The sequence below is a fragment of the Gallaecimonas pentaromativorans genome (genome assembly GCF_003751625.1).
GTDB classification, from domain to species: Bacteria; Pseudomonadota; Gammaproteobacteria; order Enterobacterales; family Gallaecimonadaceae; genus Gallaecimonas; species Gallaecimonas pentaromativorans.
On record NZ_RJUL01000007.1, the window covers coordinates 30,989 to 47,259 of the forward strand.

Sequence of the window (16,271 nt, forward strand, 5' to 3'; positions counted from 1 at the left end):
CAACAACTAGACCGGTCGTCTAGTGCTTTTAAATCCTCAACCAATGGCCACTATCCTACCCCGGTTGCCCTTAAGCGTGCCGTTCTAGATAACCCGATCGCGCTCGACATCGGCGCCCAGCAAAAACGGGCCTCGAGGGCCCGCTTTTTATTACCGCTTTTATGATTGCCTGGCCGGTTGCTCCTCGGCAAAGCCTTCGAAGTGCGGCGTCTGGCCGTGCTGTTTAAGGGGCCGGTTGCCGCTCAGGCGGCGAAGGCCCACGTAGAACACCGGGGTGAGCATCAGCCCGAACAGGGTGACCCCTATCATGCCGCTAAACACGGCGATGCCCATGGCTTGGCGCATCTCGGCGCCAGCGCCGGAGCTCAGCACCAGCGGCAACACCCCCATGATAAAGGCGATGGAGGTCATCAAGATGGGGCGAAGGCGCAGCTTACAGGCCTCGATGGCGGCCTGGACCGGGGTCTTGCCGGTAAATTCCAGCTCCCTGGCAAACTCGACAATCAAGATGGCGTTCTTGGCCGACAGCCCCACCAGCACCATCAGGCCAATCTGGGTGAAGATGTTGTTGTCGCCGCCGGTGAGCCACACCCCGACCATGGCCGCCAGCACACTCATCGGCACGATAAGCACGATGGCCAGCGGCAGCATCAGGCTTTCGTACTGGGCGGCCAGCACCAGGAACACCAAGAGGATGGTCAGCGGGAACAGCCACACCGCCGAGTTACCGGCCAAAATTTGCTGGTAGGTCAGCTCGGTCCACTCGTAGCTGATGCCAGGAGGCAGCGTCTCTTGGGCGATGCGGGCAATGGCATCCTGGGCCTGGCCGGAGGAATACCCTGGCGCCGGGCCGCCGTTGACATCGGCGCTCAAAAAGCCGTTGTAGCGCATCACCCGCTCGGGGCCGTAGCTGGGCTCGACCTTCATCAGCGCCGCCAGGGGCACCATGTCACCGTTTTGCGAACGAACCTTCAAGCCACCGATATTCTCAGGCTTGGTCCGGTAAGGGGCGTCGGCCTGCACCCGTACCGTGTAGGTACGGCCAAAGGCATTGAAATCGTTGACATAAGCGCTGCCCAAATAGATAGACAGGGTGTCAAAGATATCTGCCAGCGGCACCCCCAACTGGCGAGCCTTGGTGCGGTCGATATCGGCGTAGAGCTGCGGCACGTTGAGCTTCCAGTTGCTGTAGATGCCGGTGAGCTCAGGGGCCTTGGCCGCCTTGGCGGTGAAGTCGGCCACCGCCTTGTTCATGGCGTCGTAACCCAGGTCGCCACGGTCTTCCAATTGCAGCTTAAAGCCACCCGTGGTGCCAAGGCCTTGCACCGGTGGCGGTGGGAACATGGCGATAAAGGCGTCTTGGATGCCGCCAAAAGCCTGGTTGAGCTGCCCCGCCACTGCCGCGCCGGACTGGTCGGCTCGCTTACGCTCGGCAAAGGGTTTGAGCACCACAAAGACGATGCCGGAGTTGGGGCTGTTGGTAAAACCGCTGATGGACAGGCCCGGGAACGCCAGAGTGTCGGCCACGTTGGGGTTGTTCATGGCCAGCTCGCCCATGCGGCGAATAACCGATTCGGTGCGGTCCAGAGTGGCGCCGTCCGGCAGTTGGGCAAAGCCCACCAGATATTGCTTGTCTTGGGCCGGCACGTAACCAGAGGGCACCGATTTGAGCAGCCCGCCGGTGACGGCGCCAAGGGCCAGATACATCACCAGCATGGCGCCTTTATGGTTAAGCACCCGGCGCACACCGCCCTGGTAGGTGTCGCTGCCGCGATGAAAGAGCTTGTTAAAGCCGGTAAAGAACCAGCCCAGGTAGCGCTCCATAAAGCGGGTCAGCCAGTCTTTGGGGGCATCGTGGCCACGCAGCAGCAGGGCCGAAAGCGCCGGTGACAGGGTCAAGGAGTTAAAGGCAGAGATCACCGTAGAGATGGCGATGGTTACCGCAAACTGCTTGTAGAACTGGCCGGTCAGGCCGCTGAAAAACGCCAGCGGCACGAACACTGCCACCAGCACCAGGGCAATGGCGATAATGGGGCCGGACACCTCGCGCATGGCGCGGTAAGTGGCCTCACGGGCGCTAAGACCTGCCTCGATATTACGCTCGACGTTTTCCACCACCACGATGGCGTCGTCCACCACGATACCGATGGCCAGCACCAGCCCGAACAGGCTCAGCGCATTGATGGAAAAGCCCAGCAGATTCAGCACCGCAAAGGTACCGACAATGGAAATGGGTACCGCCAGCAGCGGAATAAGCGAGGCCCGCCAAGTTTGCAGGAATACCACCACCACCAACACCACCAGGGCAATGGCTTCCAACAGGGTGTGGATCACCGACTCAATAGAGGCGCGCACAAACTGGGTGGGGTCATAGGCGATACGGTACTGGACGCCCTCGGGCATCTTTTTGCCGATCTCCTGCATGATCGCCCGTACCTGGGTGGAGATCTCCAGGGCGTTGGCGCCCGGCGCCTGGTGGATACCGATACCCACCGCCGGCTTGTTGTTCAGCAGCGACCGCAGCGAATAATCCGCCGCTCCCATCTCGATGCGGGCCACGTCTTTTAAGCGGGTGACGGCGCCATCTTGGGAGGTACGGATGATGATGTTGCCGAACTCTTCCGGGTCTTTAAGGCGCCCCTTGGCGTTAACCGACAGTTGCAGCTCGGTGCCGGGCAGGCTGGGTGAGCCGCCGATGATACCGGCCGCCGCCTGCACGTTCTGGCCTTGAATAGCGGAAACAACGTCGCTGGCAGAAAGACCTCGCTCGGCCACTTTTTGCGGGTCCAGCCAAACCCGCATGGCGTACTCGCCGCCACCGAAGATGGCTACGTCCCCTACCCCTTTAACCCGCGCCAGGCGGTCACGGATATGCAGCAGGGCGTAGTTACGCAGGTAGTCCATGCCGTAGCGGTCGTTGGGCGACACCAGGTGCACCACCATGGTCAGATCGGGCGAGGCCTTGGTGGTGGTTACCCCCAGGCGCTGCACTTCCTGGGGCAGCTTGGCCTCGGCCTGAGCCACCCGGTTTTGCACCAGTTGCTGGGCCTTGTCAGGGTCTGTGCCCAGGGCAAACACCACATTCAGGGTCATGGCGCCGTCGGTGGTGGCCTGGCTGTTCATATAGAGCATGCCTTCCACGCCGTTGATGGATTCCTCCAACGGCGTGGCCACGGTTTCGGCAATCACCTTGGGGTTGGCGCCGGGGTAAGAGGCTTTCACCACCACGGTGGGCGGCACCACTTCCGGGTATTCGGAAATGGGCAGCAGCGGCAGGGACACCGCCCCAGCCAGGAAGATCAATACCGACAACACCCCGGCAAAGATGGGCCTGTCGATAAAGAAACGGGATAAATTCATGCTTTCGGCTCCATGGGAACGGTTTGGGGCGCAACGGTCATGCCTGGGCGCACCCGTTGTAGGCCGCTGACCACAATGCTTTCACCGGCTTTGAGGCCGCTTTTCACCAGGCGCAGGTCGCCCACGGCGTCGCCCAGTTGCACCTCGCGGTACTGCACCTTGTTGTCGGTGCCCACCACCAGCACGTATTTTTTGTCCTGATCGGTGCCCAGGGCCCGCTCGGTGATCAGCAAGCCGTCGGTGCGCTGGGCCTGGCCCAGGCGCAGCCGTACAAACTGGCCGGGAATAAGAGTGGCGCCGGCATTACTGAACTGGGCGCGCAGGCGAATGGTGCCGCTGCCGGGGTCAATCTGGTTATCCACCCACTGCAATTTGCCCAGGATGGGGGTGTTGTCGGTGGCGGCGGTGCCCAGCTCTACCGCCACGGCGCCATATTGGCTGGTGGCACGGTCGGCGGCGGAAATGCCGCTCAAGGCGCGCATCACCGTTTGTTCGTCGGCGTCAAAGCTGGCGTAGATGGGGTCAACCGAGACAATGCTGGTCAGGGCCTGGGCGCTGGGGCCGGCGGCCACCAGGTTGCCCTCGGTCACGGTCAGCTTGCCGATGCGCCCGGCGATGGGCGCCTTAACCTGGGTGTAGGAAAGGTTCAGCTCGGCGGTTTGCAGCTGGGCCTTGGCCGCTTCCAGCTCGGCATCGGACTCCAAGGCCGCGTTTTGGCGCTGGTCCAGGTCGTTCTTGGCAATCACCTTGGTTTTCCAAAGGCCTTGAGCCCGGTCGTAGTCATTATGGGCCTGGGCTTGGCGCGCCTTGGCAGCGGCCACATCGGCCTTGGCCCTGGCCACTTCAGCGGCGAAAGGAGCTGGGTCGAGGGTCAGCAGCAGATCGCCTTTATTCACCAGGGCCCCTTCGGTGAAATGACGGCTAAGCAGCATCCCAGACACCCTGGGCCGCACCTCAACACGGTTGATGGCATCCAGGTGGCCTGAAAACTCGGCCCAATTGGTAAAGTGGCTGGCCTCAACCTTGGCCACCGACACGCTCACCGCGGCAGGCGCGGCGGCAGGCGCGGCGGCAGGCTCGCTGGCCTGGGAAGACTCCCAAGGCATCATCAGGGACAAGCCAGCACTGGCGGTCACCAGGGCGGCGGCAAGCAGCCAGGTATTGCGAACGGGCAGTTTGGGCGCGCTCATGTCGATTCACCTTCGTTTTAACAGTAAAAAAGGACCCTCACCGGCCAGAAAGAAAAGGGCTTTCGTCGCCGAATAGGAAATAAAAAATGTCTTGAATTCGTGTACTGCGCCGGGCGGCACAAACCGTGTTTTGGAGAAAACCAAAACACCTATTCACCACGGTTATAAAATCAATTCATATCAGTGATGTAATTCACGGCATTTTGCCGCTCATGGTTGGATTTATCGGCTGGATAAATACCGGCATTGGTTAGGAGTAAAATAGGTTGCCTGGCTAATGGGGGTGTTGGCTTTATTTAATCCCGAGGGCAAGCAATGAATACAATACCGCATTTATCATCCCTTGATTAGTTAGGTATTTCTGAACACATCTTTCAATCTGGCTCATCAATCAGCGGCTACCTGCCGAAAAAACAGCAAATCTTTCGCCATATCTGCCTTAGGCCATCGCCATCATGGCTTCATTCGGCAGGCTTTGTTCAGTGGCAAAAAGGCCATCCAGCAAGGCCAGTTCTGCCTCGGGAAGCACCAAGCGGGTTGCCGCCAGGTTTTCGGCCAGATGCTGGGGGTTACTGGACCCCGGCACCGGCACCAGTGCCGGATAGCGGGCCAGCAGCCAGGCCAGCGCCACTTGTGCGCAGCTGGCCCGGTGGCCCTCGGCAATGGCGTGCAGCCGCGCCAGGGAAGGCGCCAGCTGCTGCAAATTAGCACGGCTGAAACGGGGCTGGTCGCGGCGCACATCGCCACGGCGAAAATGGCTGTGCTGGTCCAACAGCCCACTCAGCAGCCCCTGGCCCAAGGGGCGGCAGGCCACCAGGCCGATGGCCAGCTCCGCGACCAGTGCCAGCATCTGCGGCTCGGGCCTTTGCCAAAGTGAGTACTCACATTGCACTGCCGCCAGGGGCTGTACCTGGTGAGCACGGCGAATGATATCAGGGCAGCTGTTGGCCATGGCAAAGTAACGCACCTTGCCTTCCTTGATAAGCGCCTGCACCGTGCCCGCCACCTCTTCGATGGGCACTTGTGGGTCAAACCTGTCCTGATAAAGGATGTCGATATGGTCGGTATCGAGCCGGGTCAGGCTGGCCTCTACCACGCCCCGGATATGGTCGGGCCGGCTTTGCGGCGCGTGCAGGGTACCGTCACGGCTGATCTGCGAGCCAAACTTGGTGGCGATCACCACCTTGTCCCGCACCGGCGCCAGGGCCTGGCCCAGCAAGGCTTCGTTGGTAAAAGGGCCATAGGCTTCGGCGGTATCAAAGAAACTGACCCCCATATCCACGGCGCTTTGCAGCTGGCGCAGGGCATCGCCATGATTCACCGGCCGGCCATAACCGCCGCTCAGCCCCATGCAACCCAGGCCCAGCGCCGACACCTGCGGACCAAATTGACCTAATTGTCGTTGCAGCATCGGTATCTCCTGCCAGGAAGTGAGGTGAGAAACGAAAGACAACCAAGCCCTCAATATGAAGGCGCAGGAAAATCATTCGTGTGATGGTCCGATAAGAATTACAGGGCGAATACAACGGAAACAGGATTCTAACAAGCTCGCTCGTCACTCATTAAACTAAATTTCCGAACGCGCTTATTAGTATTTTTCAAGAAATAAGATTTAAAAGATGGCGTTAACTTTACAAATCATTTTTCGATATACGACATATACAAAATAAAAATGTAAGTAGCCGCCTCCTATTTTATGCCTGCTTCGGGTTTCATCCTTTTTCAAGACCGGCTTTTAAACGCCATTCTTTCGCGCTGACCTGTTTTCAGTGTACTGCCAGCATGGCCATATACCGAGCTGCTGCTTCCGCGGTAGGGCCAAGGTTTCCAAGAAAGTGGAGGCGGAGCAATTCCAGGCGGTTGCCCAAAAGGCATAACACCGATCTTACCAAAGGAAAGTCACGGGCATTAGGAGGAGAGTTGCGTAAGGCCTAATGAAAATAACTCAACAATAATCACTTTGGTGAGTGATATAAAATAAAACAATTCTCCCCCCCCCTCCATCAGGATCCCCATGCTGCGCGAAAACCTCAACGATCTGGTGGCCTTTGTCACCGTGGCCCGAGAGGGCAGTTTTACCAAGGCGGCGGCGCAGATGGGGGTGTCTACTTCAGCGCTGAGCCACGCCATGCGCGGCTTGGAAGAGCGCCTTGGGCTGCGGCTGCTGGCCCGCAGCACTCGCAGCGTGTCTCCTACCGAAGCTGGCGAGAAGCTACTGCTGACGGTGGCGCCGCGCCTGGAAGAAATCGAAGAACAGCTCTCGGCCATTGGCGACTTGCGCGGCAAACCCACCGGCACCATCCGCATCAACGCATCGCGCCATGCCGTTAGCCAATTTTTATGGCCAAGGCTCAAGCCCTTGTTGCAAAACTACCCTGAGATCCATATCGAGATCTCCGCTGAAAACCGCTTCACCGATATTGTTGCCGAGCGCTTCGACATGGGGGTGCGCCTCACCGAAAGCCTGCCAAAAGACATGATAGCGGTGCCCCTCTCAGGGCCACTGCGCATGGTGGCGGTGGCCAGCCCCGCCTATCTTGCCGAGCACCCGGCGCCGACGCATCCGAGCGATCTTGCCAGGCATAACTGCATCAACATTCGCTTGCCCACTTACGGCGGCTTTTACGCATGGGAGTTTGGTAAAGGGGACGAAGAAATGGCGGTGCGCGTGTCGGGGCAGCTGGCCTTTAACGACAGTCAACATGCACTGCAGGCCTGCCTGGATGGTTATGGTATCGCCTTTACCAGCCTGGATATGGTCACGCCTTACTTGGAGCGAGGCGAGCTGGTGCAGATCCTCGATGACTGGTGCCCGCCTTTTGATGGGTATTCGCTCTACTACCCCAATCGCCGCCAGCACTCCACGGCGTTCAGCCTGGTGCTCGATGCCCTGCGTTTGAAGGATTAACCGTAGCAAAGGTGCTGCTTTTCATGAATGAGTCCCACCCTTCGGGCGACTCGTCGCATCTTCTCTATGCCAGTGTTTATTAGCAGGATAAGGTTTGGCGCTTTGCTTATAGACAGAGTTGGCCTTTATGTTGGGACTTGTTCGCGTTGCATTGAGCCGCCCCTACACCTTTGTGGTCATGGCCCTGGTGCTGTTGATCCTGGGGCCACTGCTCGCCAAGCGCACACCCAAGGATATCTTCCCCAACATCGACATTCCGGTGGTGGCGGTGGCCTGGCAGTACAAGGGTCTGCCGCCAAGAGAAATGGCCGGCCGGGTGACCACCGCCTTTGAAAGGGTGCTGACCACCACCGTCAACAACATCGAGCACATCGAGGCCAACTCCTACAACGGCACCGGCATCGTTAAAATCTTCTTCCAGCCGGACGTGGACATCAACCTGGCCAACGCCCAGGTGACAGCGGTGGCCCAGACCATCGTCAAACGCATGCCCCCCGGTGCCCAGCCGCCTCTTATCATCAACTACAGCGCCTCGACGGTGCCGGTGATGCAGCTGGCCCTGTCGGGCAAGGGTCTGACCGAGCAACAGCTGGCCGACTTGGCGCTGAACCGGCTGCGCACCGCCCTGGTGACGGTGCCCGGCGCCGCCATTCCCTACCCTTACGGCGGTAAACAGCGCCAGGTGCAGATCGATCTCAAACCCGAGGCGCTCAAGGCCCGCGGCATGACCGGCCAGGACGTGGCCAACGCCCTGGCGGCCCAGAACCTGGTGATTTCGGCCGGTACCGAGAAAATTGGCGACCTCGAATACGCCATCAACCTCAACAATTCCCCGAAAAACCTGGCCGAAATTGCCGACTTCCCGGTGAAAATGGTCAACGGGGCCATGGTGTTTATCCGTGACGTCGCCTCAGTGCGCGACGGCAGCGCCGTGCAAACCAATATCGTGCACGTGGACGGCGGCCGTTCGGTGCTGATGAACATCTACAAGAACGGCAACACCTCGACCCTGGATGTCATCAACGGGGTGAAAGACAAGCTTGAACAGGTTAAGGCCCAGCTGCCGGACAACCTGGAAGTGAAGGTCATGGGGGATCAGTCGCTGTTTGTCGAGGGGGCCATCGACGGCGTAGTCACCGAAGGGGTGATAGCGGCGCTGCTGACCAGCTTGATGATTTTGCTGTTCCTCGGCAGTTGGCGCTCCACCCTGATTGTGACGGTGTCCATTCCGCTATCGATCCTCGGCGCCATCATCGTGCTGTCGCTGCTGGGCGAAACCCTTAACATCATGACCCTTGGCGGCCTGGCCCTGGCAGTGGGCATTTTGGTGGATTTGGCCACGGTGACCATAGAGAACGTCAACGTTCACCTTGAAGAGGGACAAGCGGTAGAGCAGGCCATCCTTGACGGCACCCGGCAAATACTGATGCCGGCCTTTGTGTCGCTGTTGTGTATCTGCATCGTGTTCGTGCCCATGTACTTGCTGGATGGGCTACCCCGCTACCTCTTTGTGCCCATGGCCGAAGCGGTGATGCTGGCCATGCTGTTCTCTTTTATTTTGTCGTTCACCCTGGTGCCGACCCTGGCCAAGTACCTGTTAAAACCCCACCAGGGCGAAGGCCCTGGCCACAGCAAGCTGGGTTTTTTCCAGCGTTTCCAGGCTGGCTTTGAGCGCGGCTTCAACCGCTTTCGCCATAGCTATCATCAGCTCCTTGCCGCCACCATGGCCACCCCCAAAACCTTCATCGCCGTCTTTATGGCCTTTGTGATGCTGTCTTTTGCGCTGGTGCCTTTTGTGGGCCGGGACTTCTTTCCCACCGTTGATGCCGGGCAAATCGTGCTGCACGCCCGGGCGCCGGTGGGCACCCGGATAGAGGAAACCGCTGCCCGTTTTGCCAAGGTGCAGCAGGCTGTCCGCCAAGTGATCCCGGCTAAGGATCTGGCGGCCCTGACCGACAACCTGGGCACCTACGCGTCCAGCATCAATACCATCTATGCCAACAACGGCATGATTGGCACCGAGGACGGCGACATCCAGATCTCGCTGCATAAGGGCCATGCCCCCACCGCCGAGTACATCAAGCGGCTGCGGGAAGTGCTGCCCCAGCAGTTTCCCGACATGGCCTTTTCCTTCCTGCCGGCCGATATCGTCAGCCAGATATTGAACTTCGGTACTCCCTCGCCTATCGAGGTACGGCTGCAAGGCCGCGACACCGCCAGCAGCTTTGCCTATGCCAACACCTTGCTGCCAGCGCTTAAACGCATCCCCGGTATTGCCGATGTGCGCATCCAGCAATCCCCCAACGCCCCAGCCATGGATGTGAACGTTGACCGCACCCGCGCCCTCTATGCCGGGGTAACCCAAAAGGACATCGCCAACAGCCTGGTGGTCAATCTGGTTGGCTCCAGCCAGGTGGCGCCCACCTATTGGCTAAACCCCCAAAACAACGTGACCTACCCCATAGTCCTGCAAACCCCGCAGTACCATATCGACTCCCTCAAGGCCCTTAAAAACGTGCCGGTCAACGGCACCGGCGCTGGGCAAACCACGGTGCTGGGTGGCCTGGTGCAATTTACCCGTAGCCGCACCGATGCGGTGGTAACCGAATACAACATTCAACCTGTGGTGCAGATCTTCGCCACCGTACAAGGCAGGGACTTAGGCGCCGTGGCCAACGACTTGCAAAATCTGCTGGACGCCCATCAAAGCGACCGCCCCAAGGGCACCGTGGTGACCCTGAGCGGCCAGGTGAAAACCATGAACAGCGCCTTCACCGGCCTGCTTTATGGCCTGCTGGGAGCCATCGTTATGGTGTACTTGCTGATCGTGGTGAACTTCCAGTCCTGGCGTGACCCTTTCGTCATCGTGAGCGCCCTGCCAGCGGCCCTAGCCGGCATTGTCTGGATGCTGTTTGCCACTCATACCACCTTCAGCGTACCTGCCCTGACCGGCGCCATCATGTGTATGGGGGTGGCTACCGCCAACAGCGTGCTGGTGGTGAGTTTTGCCAAGGAAAAACTGGCTGAATTGGGGGATGCCACCCAGGCCGCCATGGCGGCCGGTTATGCTCGCCTGCGCCCGGTATTGATGACGGCGCTGGCGATGATCATCGGCATGCTGCCCATGGCCCTTGGCTTGGGTGACGGCGGCGAGCAGAATGCCCCCTTGGGGCGCGCCGTTATTGGCGGCCTGCTGTTTGCCACCATCGCCACCCTGTTCTTTGTACCGGTGCTGTTTAGCCTCTTTCACCGCCACTCTCATCGGAGCGACGCCCATGTCTAAGTCTCAATCCCATACTCTGCGCAACATCGGCATTGGTGTGTTCGTGGTGGCGGCCGCCGTTGCCAGCTCGGGCCTGGTGCTGCGCGCCAAGGAAGACGACGCCCTCAAGACCTGGACCGACGCCCAGGCCATTGCGGCGGTGGCGGTGGTTAACCCCAGCGCCGGGGCCGGCCAGATGCAGCTTCAACTGCCAGGGCGCCTGGAGGCGTATCGCCAGGCCCCCATCTACGCCCGGGTCAATGGCTACTTAAAAAGCTGGCAACTGGATATCGGCAGCAAGGTGGCTGCTGGCCAGCAGCTGGCCAGCATCGACACCCCCGATATCGACCAGCAATTGATGCAGGCCAAGGCCCAGTTGGGCGTGGCCAAGGCCAACGCCGCCTTGGCCAAATCCACCACCGAGCGCTGGCAGAAACTGGCCCAGACCAAGGCGGTGTCGATGCAGGAAGCCCAGCAGAATCAAAGTGCCTATGAGGCCAGCCTGGCCCAGGTGCGCGCCGCCGAGGCCAACGTCAAATACCTGGAAGTGCAAAAAGATTACGCCGCCATCGTCTCGCCCTTTGCCGGCGTGGTAACCGCCCGCAACACCGATATTGGCGACCTTATTAGCTCTGGCAGCAATGGCGGCCAGGCGCTATTCCAGGTGGCCGATGTCAGCCGGCTGCGGGTCTATATCCGGGTGCCCCAACAAGACGTGCCCCAAGTGCCGGTGGGTACCCTGGCCAGCATCAGCGTGCCCGAACATCCCAGCAAGCACTACCAGGCCAGGGTGGAAGCCTCTTCCCAGGCGGTTGACCAGGACTCCGGCACCGCTTTGATGCAACTGGTGATGGACAACAGCCAAGGGGAATTGCTGCCCGGCGGCTATGCCAGCGTCGAGCTCGATCTCCCCAAACCCAAGGGGGTGGTGACGGTGCCCGCCAGCGCTATTATCTTCGATGCCAAGGGCCTGTCCGTGGCCACCGTCGATAGCGGCAACAAGGTCCACCTCAAGCCCATCAGCATCGCCCGCGATCTGGGCCGGGATGTGGAAGTGGCCACCGGCCTGACCGTTAACGACAAAGTGATCACCAATCCCCCCGACGGGGTCAGCAACGATACCCAGGTCAGGGTGGTCAACTCCGACGCCTGAAAAAAGCCCCGCCGAAGCGGGGCTTTTTTATATCCCAAGCAACAAAAAACCCCGGGCTTTCGCACCGGGGTTTTTCTTTTGCATCAACCAATCGCTTAGTTCATGCCGTATTTTTTCAGCTTCTTGCGCAGGGTACCGCGGTTGATGCCCAGCATGTTGGCAGCCTTGGTTTGGTTGCCACGGGTGTAGGTCATCACTACATCCAGCAGGGGGGCTTCGACTTCGCTCAGCACCATTTCATACAGCTCGGTTACTTCCTGGCCATCTAATTGGGAGAAGTAGTTCTGGAGCGCTTGACGTACGGAATTACGCAGGGGCTGTGAGTCGCCAGTTTTAGGGCTCACGGCAGTCAGAGACTTGGAAACATCAGTCGTCATGTTGGAGTCAAACATAGTCTTAACGCTCTTGGTTGTTATCTTGAAAACTACAATGAACGGAAATAGCGCGCCAGCGCATCAAGCTGCGACTGGGCGTCCGTCAACGCATAAAAAGCCCGGCGAAATTCGCCACCCTCATCATGAGACGCCAGATACCACCCCACGTGTTTGCGGGCGATCTGGGCGCCTTTGAAATCGCCATAGAACCCATGCAGTGCCTCGACATGTTCCCGAAGGATAGAGGCCTGCTCCCCAATCGAGGGGGCCGGCAAGTGCCGCCCTGTTTCGAGGAAGTGTGCGGTTTCCCGGAACAGCCAGGGTCGCCCCTGGGCGCCTCGGCCAATCATGATGGCATCGGCGCCGGTATGCTTGAGCACCCATTGGGCCTTTTCCACGCTGGTGATGTCGCCATTGGCGACCACCGGCATGTCCACGGCCCTTTTGATGGCCCTGATGGTCTCGAACTCGGCGTCGCCCTTGAACATGCAGGCGCGGGTTCGGCCATGCACCGCCAGGGATTGGATACCACAACGCTCGGCCAGCTTGGCGATAACCACACCGTTGCGGTTTTCCGGGTCCCAGCCGGTACGGATCTTTAAGGTGACGGGCACATCCACTGCCGCCACCACGGCCTTCAAAATGTCTTCCACCAGATCAGGAAATTGCAGCAACGCAGAACCTGCGAGCTTTTTATTTACCTTCTTGGCGGGGCAACCCATGTTGATGTCGATCACCTGGGCGCCATTTTCAACGTTGAAACGGGCCGCATCGGCCATCAACTGGGGCTCTGAGCCGGCTATTTGCACTGCCCTTACACCCGCTTCCTGGTCATGGACCATCCGCAGCCGGGATTTCTCCGACTGCCAGACATCGGGGTTGGCAGACAGCATTTCCGACACCGCCAGGCCTGCACCCATCTGCAGACAAAGCTTGCGAAAAGGCTGATCTGTCACCCCAGCCATGGGGGCCAGGATCAGCGGCACATCCAGTTTGTAAGGACCGATTTGCATGAACCCGGGAAAGCCAGTAGCACAGGGCCGCGTAGTTTACGCATTTATGACCGGTCTGAAAAGGTCACAAATTAACCGAAAGCGGTTTTTTGTTGGCTCACAGGCAAAAACATCATCAAGGGCCCGATTTCCCTTGCATTCAGCCCTTGATACCACTCAGGCGGCACCACTCTTCGCGGGTAACCACCGGCGCCATTTGGCACTGTTCGCCGTAGTGCTCGACCAGGCCTTGGGCCTGGCTTTCCAGCACCCCTGAAAGCGCGATGGCACCGCCGCTCTTGAGGTAACCAAGGATGATGTCACGCAGCTCAGCCAAGGGGCCGGCGAGGATATTGGCCACCACCACATCGGCTTTAAGGCCAAGGGGCTGGTCTTTGGGCAGGTACAGCTCGAGGCGGTCGGCTACGTCGTTACGCTCGGCGTTGGCGCGGCTCGCTTCGATAGCTTGAGGGTCGATATCCACTCCCACCACCCGGGCGGCGCCCAGTTTAAGGGCGGCGATGGCGAGAATGCCGGAGCCGCAGCCAAAATCCACCACGGTTTTACCGCTAAGATCGAGACCATCCAGCCATTCGAGGCACAGCGCCGTGGTGGGGTGGGTGCCGGTGCCGAAGGCCAGGCCCGGGTCCAGCCGTACGTTGACGGCGCTCGGGTCTGGCACATCACGCCAGGACGGGCAGATCCACAACCGCTTACCAAACTGCATGGGGTGGAAGTTGTCCATCCAGGCCCGTTCCCAGTCTTTGTCTTCCAGCACTTCTACCTTGATAGGCGCCTCTTCCCCCAACACGGTGCGCAGCAGGGCCTGGGCGCCGCTGGTGTCGGCGTCGGCAGTAAAGAGTGCCATCAGGTCGGTATCGCCCCACAGGCGGGTCTCGCCGGGCAGCGGCTCGAACACCGGGGTGTCTTTGGCGTCCATAAAGGTGATGGACAGTGCCCCTTGTTCCATCAGCAGATCCCCAAGCTTTTCCGCTACTTGGGCAGTGGTATTGGTACGTACCTGAATCCAGGCCATGTCATTCTCCGATTCGCGCGAACGGGTAAGTCTATCATGGGTCATACTTGCTGAGACCGGGCGCGATAGCGGTATGGAACAGCCGCAACGGGCCCGGTAATTCATCCACTGCCTGAAAAGGAGGAACAAAGAGATGTCGGACAACCACAGCCTTTATACCGAGTTCCCCGATCACTGTGACCGTATCCAGGAACTCAAGTCCGCTCATGCCGATTTTGCGCGCGCCGCCGCCGAATATCACAAGCTAGACCACCAGATAAGAGGCCTGCAGATGCGTAACCAGCCCGTGGATGACCAAACCATGAAGGGGCTCAAACAGAAACGAGCCCAATTAAAGGACGAACTGTACAACTGGCTGATCCGCTAACCCCCACCTCACCCTTTTGTCCTAGCCCATTGGGCTAGGACATCACGCAAAGATGTAGAAAAAAGGTTAATTAATCGTCAATATAAGTCACTCAATGGCGTCCGCGATGCGTACCTGAATCAACCAATAACACCACAGTGAAGTGGGATGACTGATGATGCCTTGAGGTGATCATGGAAGACTTTAGAAAAATCATAGTGCTTGCAAACCGAGAGCCACCGGGCAACCTGCCCTTGCTGGCTCAATCCCTTGGCTTTGAAGCCGAGGTGGTCAGAGACGATATCCAAGCCATGGAAAAAGCCGACGACAGCACCCTGCTGGCGATCCCTTTTAGTGGCTTGCGCTTGGATAAACACGGCCTGCCCAATACCCTGCGCCATGCCATGCAGTTCTCGCCCATCTTTCTTTATCAGGTGGAGAGTCGGCTGGTCGACCCGCAAATCGCCTTGATGCTGGGCGTGCGGGGCCTTATTCACCGTGAGGAGCAGCTCGATCAGGTGCTGCTGGCCATCAAGCTGTTGATGCGGGGCCAGCTCTATTACGACCGGGCGCTGCTGTCGGCGCTGGTGGACGACATGGTGCGCCAGCGCCAGTCCTTGGGCGCCGAGCAGGGTGATGTGTCGGCGATGATGTCGCTGACCCGCCAGGAAAAGCGCATCATCGAGCTGGTGGGGCAAGGGGCACGCAATAAGGAAATTGCCTACAACCTCAACATCAGCGCCCATACCGTCAAGGCACATCTGTCGTCGATTTTCCGAAAGACCCAGTCACGTAACCGGGTCGAGCTGCTGCGCTGGGCGCAGCAGCTCAGCCGGGAGCCGCGGATGATGATGTAACCCAAGCCGGGGCCTGATGGACGCTCAGGCCCCGGTGTCGTCTGCCCGCCAATAGCCTTTGTCTTCGCCTTGCTGGATAAGCCCGATAAGGGCCGCTTCCATGGCTTGGCGTACACACAGTTGCACCGGTTCGTTGGTGGTAAAGCCGGCTTCAGCTTCGGCCAGGCGGTTAAGGCTGACATAACGGAACAGCCCGGCCCTCATTTCTTGAGACAGCACTTTCTTGGAGGCCGACACCGACAACAGCACCCGGCCGCTGCGAACGTCCACCGCCCGCAGGTAAACCGACACCTGGTCTTCCCGATACAGCTCAGAAGCGCCGATGCCGTAATACTCCAGCCCGATACCGCCGGTGTTGAGGTTGGTTTCATAGCTGATGATGCCCCCTTCAAAGATCAGTCGCGACTCTTGCAGGCTGGGTAGCTCCTGGCCCTTTTGCTGGGCAGCCGAGACAATTTTGCGCTCGGTCAGCAGGTTTTGCAGGCCTTCCCTTTCCATGGGCATAAACCAGCCCGAATCCAGCAGCAACTGCACCAGAATGGAAGTGCCGCCCTGGGTAACGGCGGTAGAGAACGAGCTGACGTTCTCCTGGGGTTTGTACTGGCCGGTCTGGTCACGAAAAGCGTACACCGCCACCGGAATGGGGTGGCGTGGCTTGGGGCCTTTTTCCAACGCCAGCATGTCCTGGGACGGCGGGTTGACCTGGGCATCGCTCAGGTTGAACTGGGGGTTGTTAAAGGCGGCGCAGCCACCCAGCAGCAAGCTGGCTGCCAACGAAAGTACAAGGCGCATC

Annotated in this window: 12 protein-coding genes; 5 read left to right on the top strand and 7 right to left on the bottom strand. The window is 59.4% G+C overall.

The genetic code is table 11. The features are described from left to right. Positions 1–159: 159 nt before the first annotated feature. The 3 genes from EDC28_RS13210 to EDC28_RS13220 all read right to left on the bottom strand — a co-directional run bounded on the left by EDC28_RS13210 (position 160) and on the right by EDC28_RS13220 (position 5,961). A complete protein-coding gene (locus EDC28_RS13210) occupies positions 160–3,360 on the bottom strand; it encodes an efflux RND transporter permease subunit (RefSeq protein ID WP_123421925.1) in 3,201 nt (1,066 codons plus the stop codon). After that, positions 3,357–4,550: an efflux RND transporter periplasmic adaptor subunit gene (locus tag EDC28_RS13215; RefSeq protein WP_123421926.1), complete on the bottom strand. Its 1,194-nt coding sequence runs from the start codon at positions 4,548–4,550 to the stop codon at positions 3,357–3,359. Before EDC28_RS13215 ends, EDC28_RS13210 begins: the two co-directional genes overlap by 4 nt. A 439-nt stretch (positions 4,551–4,989) precedes the next feature. Beyond that, a complete protein-coding gene (locus EDC28_RS13220; RefSeq protein ID WP_123421927.1) occupies positions 4,990–5,961 on the bottom strand; it encodes an aldo/keto reductase in 972 nt (323 codons plus the stop codon). A 603-nt stretch (positions 5,962–6,564) separates the two neighbouring features. On the opposite strand from EDC28_RS13220, the gene EDC28_RS13225 reads away from it, so the two are divergent. The 3 genes from EDC28_RS13225 to EDC28_RS13235 all read left to right on the top strand — a co-directional run bounded on the left by EDC28_RS13225 (position 6,565) and on the right by EDC28_RS13235 (position 11,873). After that, a complete protein-coding gene (locus tag EDC28_RS13225) occupies positions 6,565–7,458 on the top strand; it encodes a LysR family transcriptional regulator (RefSeq protein ID WP_123421928.1) in 894 nt (297 codons plus the stop codon). A gap of 127 nt (positions 7,459–7,585) precedes the next feature. After that, positions 7,586–10,741, top strand: a complete 3,156-nt coding sequence (locus tag EDC28_RS13230; RefSeq protein ID WP_123422089.1) for an efflux RND transporter permease subunit — start codon at positions 7,586–7,588, stop codon at positions 10,739–10,741. Continuing rightward, positions 10,734–11,873: an efflux RND transporter periplasmic adaptor subunit gene (locus EDC28_RS13235; RefSeq protein ID WP_123421929.1), complete on the top strand. Its 1,140-nt coding sequence runs from the start codon at positions 10,734–10,736 to the stop codon at positions 11,871–11,873. Before EDC28_RS13230 ends, EDC28_RS13235 begins: the two co-directional genes overlap by 8 nt. 95 nt (positions 11,874–11,968) lie before the next feature. Here EDC28_RS13235 and fis read toward each other — a convergent pair whose 3' ends face one another. The 3 genes from fis to prmA form a co-directional block, all read right to left on the bottom strand. Next, positions 11,969–12,265, bottom strand: a complete 297-nt coding sequence (gene fis / locus EDC28_RS13240; protein ID WP_050660133.1) for a DNA-binding transcriptional regulator Fis — start codon at positions 12,263–12,265, stop codon at positions 11,969–11,971. A 32-nt stretch (positions 12,266–12,297) separates the two neighbouring features. Continuing rightward, on the bottom strand, positions 12,298–13,260 hold the full coding sequence (gene dusB, locus EDC28_RS13245) for a tRNA dihydrouridine synthase DusB (RefSeq protein ID WP_123421930.1): 963 nt from the start codon (positions 13,258–13,260) through the stop codon (positions 12,298–12,300). A gap of 139 nt (positions 13,261–13,399) precedes the next feature. Next, entirely contained in the window at positions 13,400–14,275 is an 876-nt protein-coding gene (gene prmA / locus EDC28_RS13250) for a 50S ribosomal protein L11 methyltransferase (protein WP_050660131.1), read from the bottom strand. Positions 14,276–14,408: 133 nt separating this feature from the next. On the opposite strand from prmA, the gene EDC28_RS13255 reads away from it, so the two are divergent. Next, positions 14,409–14,642 carry an HP1242/YdcH family protein gene (locus EDC28_RS13255; RefSeq protein WP_050660130.1) on the top strand — a complete coding sequence of 78 codons (234 nt, stop codon included), beginning with the start codon at positions 14,409–14,411 and terminating at the stop codon, positions 14,640–14,642. 173 nt (positions 14,643–14,815) lie between these two features. Next, the gene (locus EDC28_RS13260) at positions 14,816–15,478 is read left to right on the top strand and encodes a helix-turn-helix transcriptional regulator (RefSeq protein ID WP_050660129.1); all 663 of its coding nucleotides are present in this window, start codon (positions 14,816–14,818) and stop codon (positions 15,476–15,478) included. A 24-nt stretch (positions 15,479–15,502) separates the two neighbouring features. On the opposite strand, the gene EDC28_RS13265 is transcribed toward EDC28_RS13260, so the two are convergent. Then, on the bottom strand, positions 15,503–16,270 hold the full coding sequence (locus EDC28_RS13265) for a CsgG/HfaB family protein (RefSeq protein WP_050660128.1): 768 nt from the start codon (positions 16,268–16,270) through the stop codon (positions 15,503–15,505). Between the last annotated feature and the right edge of the window lies 1 nt (position 16,271).

Bases quoted from the DNA above. Each gene is read 5' to 3' on its own strand.
- EDC28_RS13210 (WP_123421925.1), bottom strand. From the start codon at position 3,360: ATGAATTTATCCCGTTTCTTTATCGACAGGCCCATCTTTGCCGGGGTG.
- EDC28_RS13215 (WP_123421926.1), bottom strand. From the start codon at position 4,550: ATGAGCGCGCCCAAACTGCCCGTTCGCAATACCTGGCTGCTTGCCGCC.
- EDC28_RS13220 (WP_123421927.1), bottom strand. From the start codon at position 5,961: ATGCTGCAACGACAATTAGGTCAATTTGGTCCGCAGGTGTCGGCGCTG.
- EDC28_RS13225 (WP_123421928.1), top strand. From the start codon at position 6,565: ATGCTGCGCGAAAACCTCAACGATCTGGTGGCCTTTGTCACCGTGGCC.
- EDC28_RS13230 (WP_123422089.1), top strand. From the start codon at position 7,586: ATGTTGGGACTTGTTCGCGTTGCATTGAGCCGCCCCTACACCTTTGTG.
- EDC28_RS13235 (WP_123421929.1), top strand. From the start codon at position 10,734: ATGTCTAAGTCTCAATCCCATACTCTGCGCAACATCGGCATTGGTGTG.
- fis (WP_050660133.1), bottom strand. From the start codon at position 12,265: ATGTTTGACTCCAACATGACGACTGATGTTTCCAAGTCTCTGACTGCC.
- dusB (WP_123421930.1), bottom strand. From the start codon at position 13,260: ATGCAAATCGGTCCTTACAAACTGGATGTGCCGCTGATCCTGGCCCCC.
- prmA (WP_050660131.1), bottom strand. From the start codon at position 14,275: ATGGCCTGGATTCAGGTACGTACCAATACCACTGCCCAAGTAGCGGAA.
- EDC28_RS13255 (WP_050660130.1), top strand. From the start codon at position 14,409: ATGTCGGACAACCACAGCCTTTATACCGAGTTCCCCGATCACTGTGAC.
- EDC28_RS13260 (WP_050660129.1), top strand. From the start codon at position 14,816: ATGGAAGACTTTAGAAAAATCATAGTGCTTGCAAACCGAGAGCCACCG.
- EDC28_RS13265 (WP_050660128.1), bottom strand. From the start codon at position 16,270: ATGCGCCTTGTACTTTCGTTGGCAGCCAGCTTGCTGCTGGGTGGCTGC.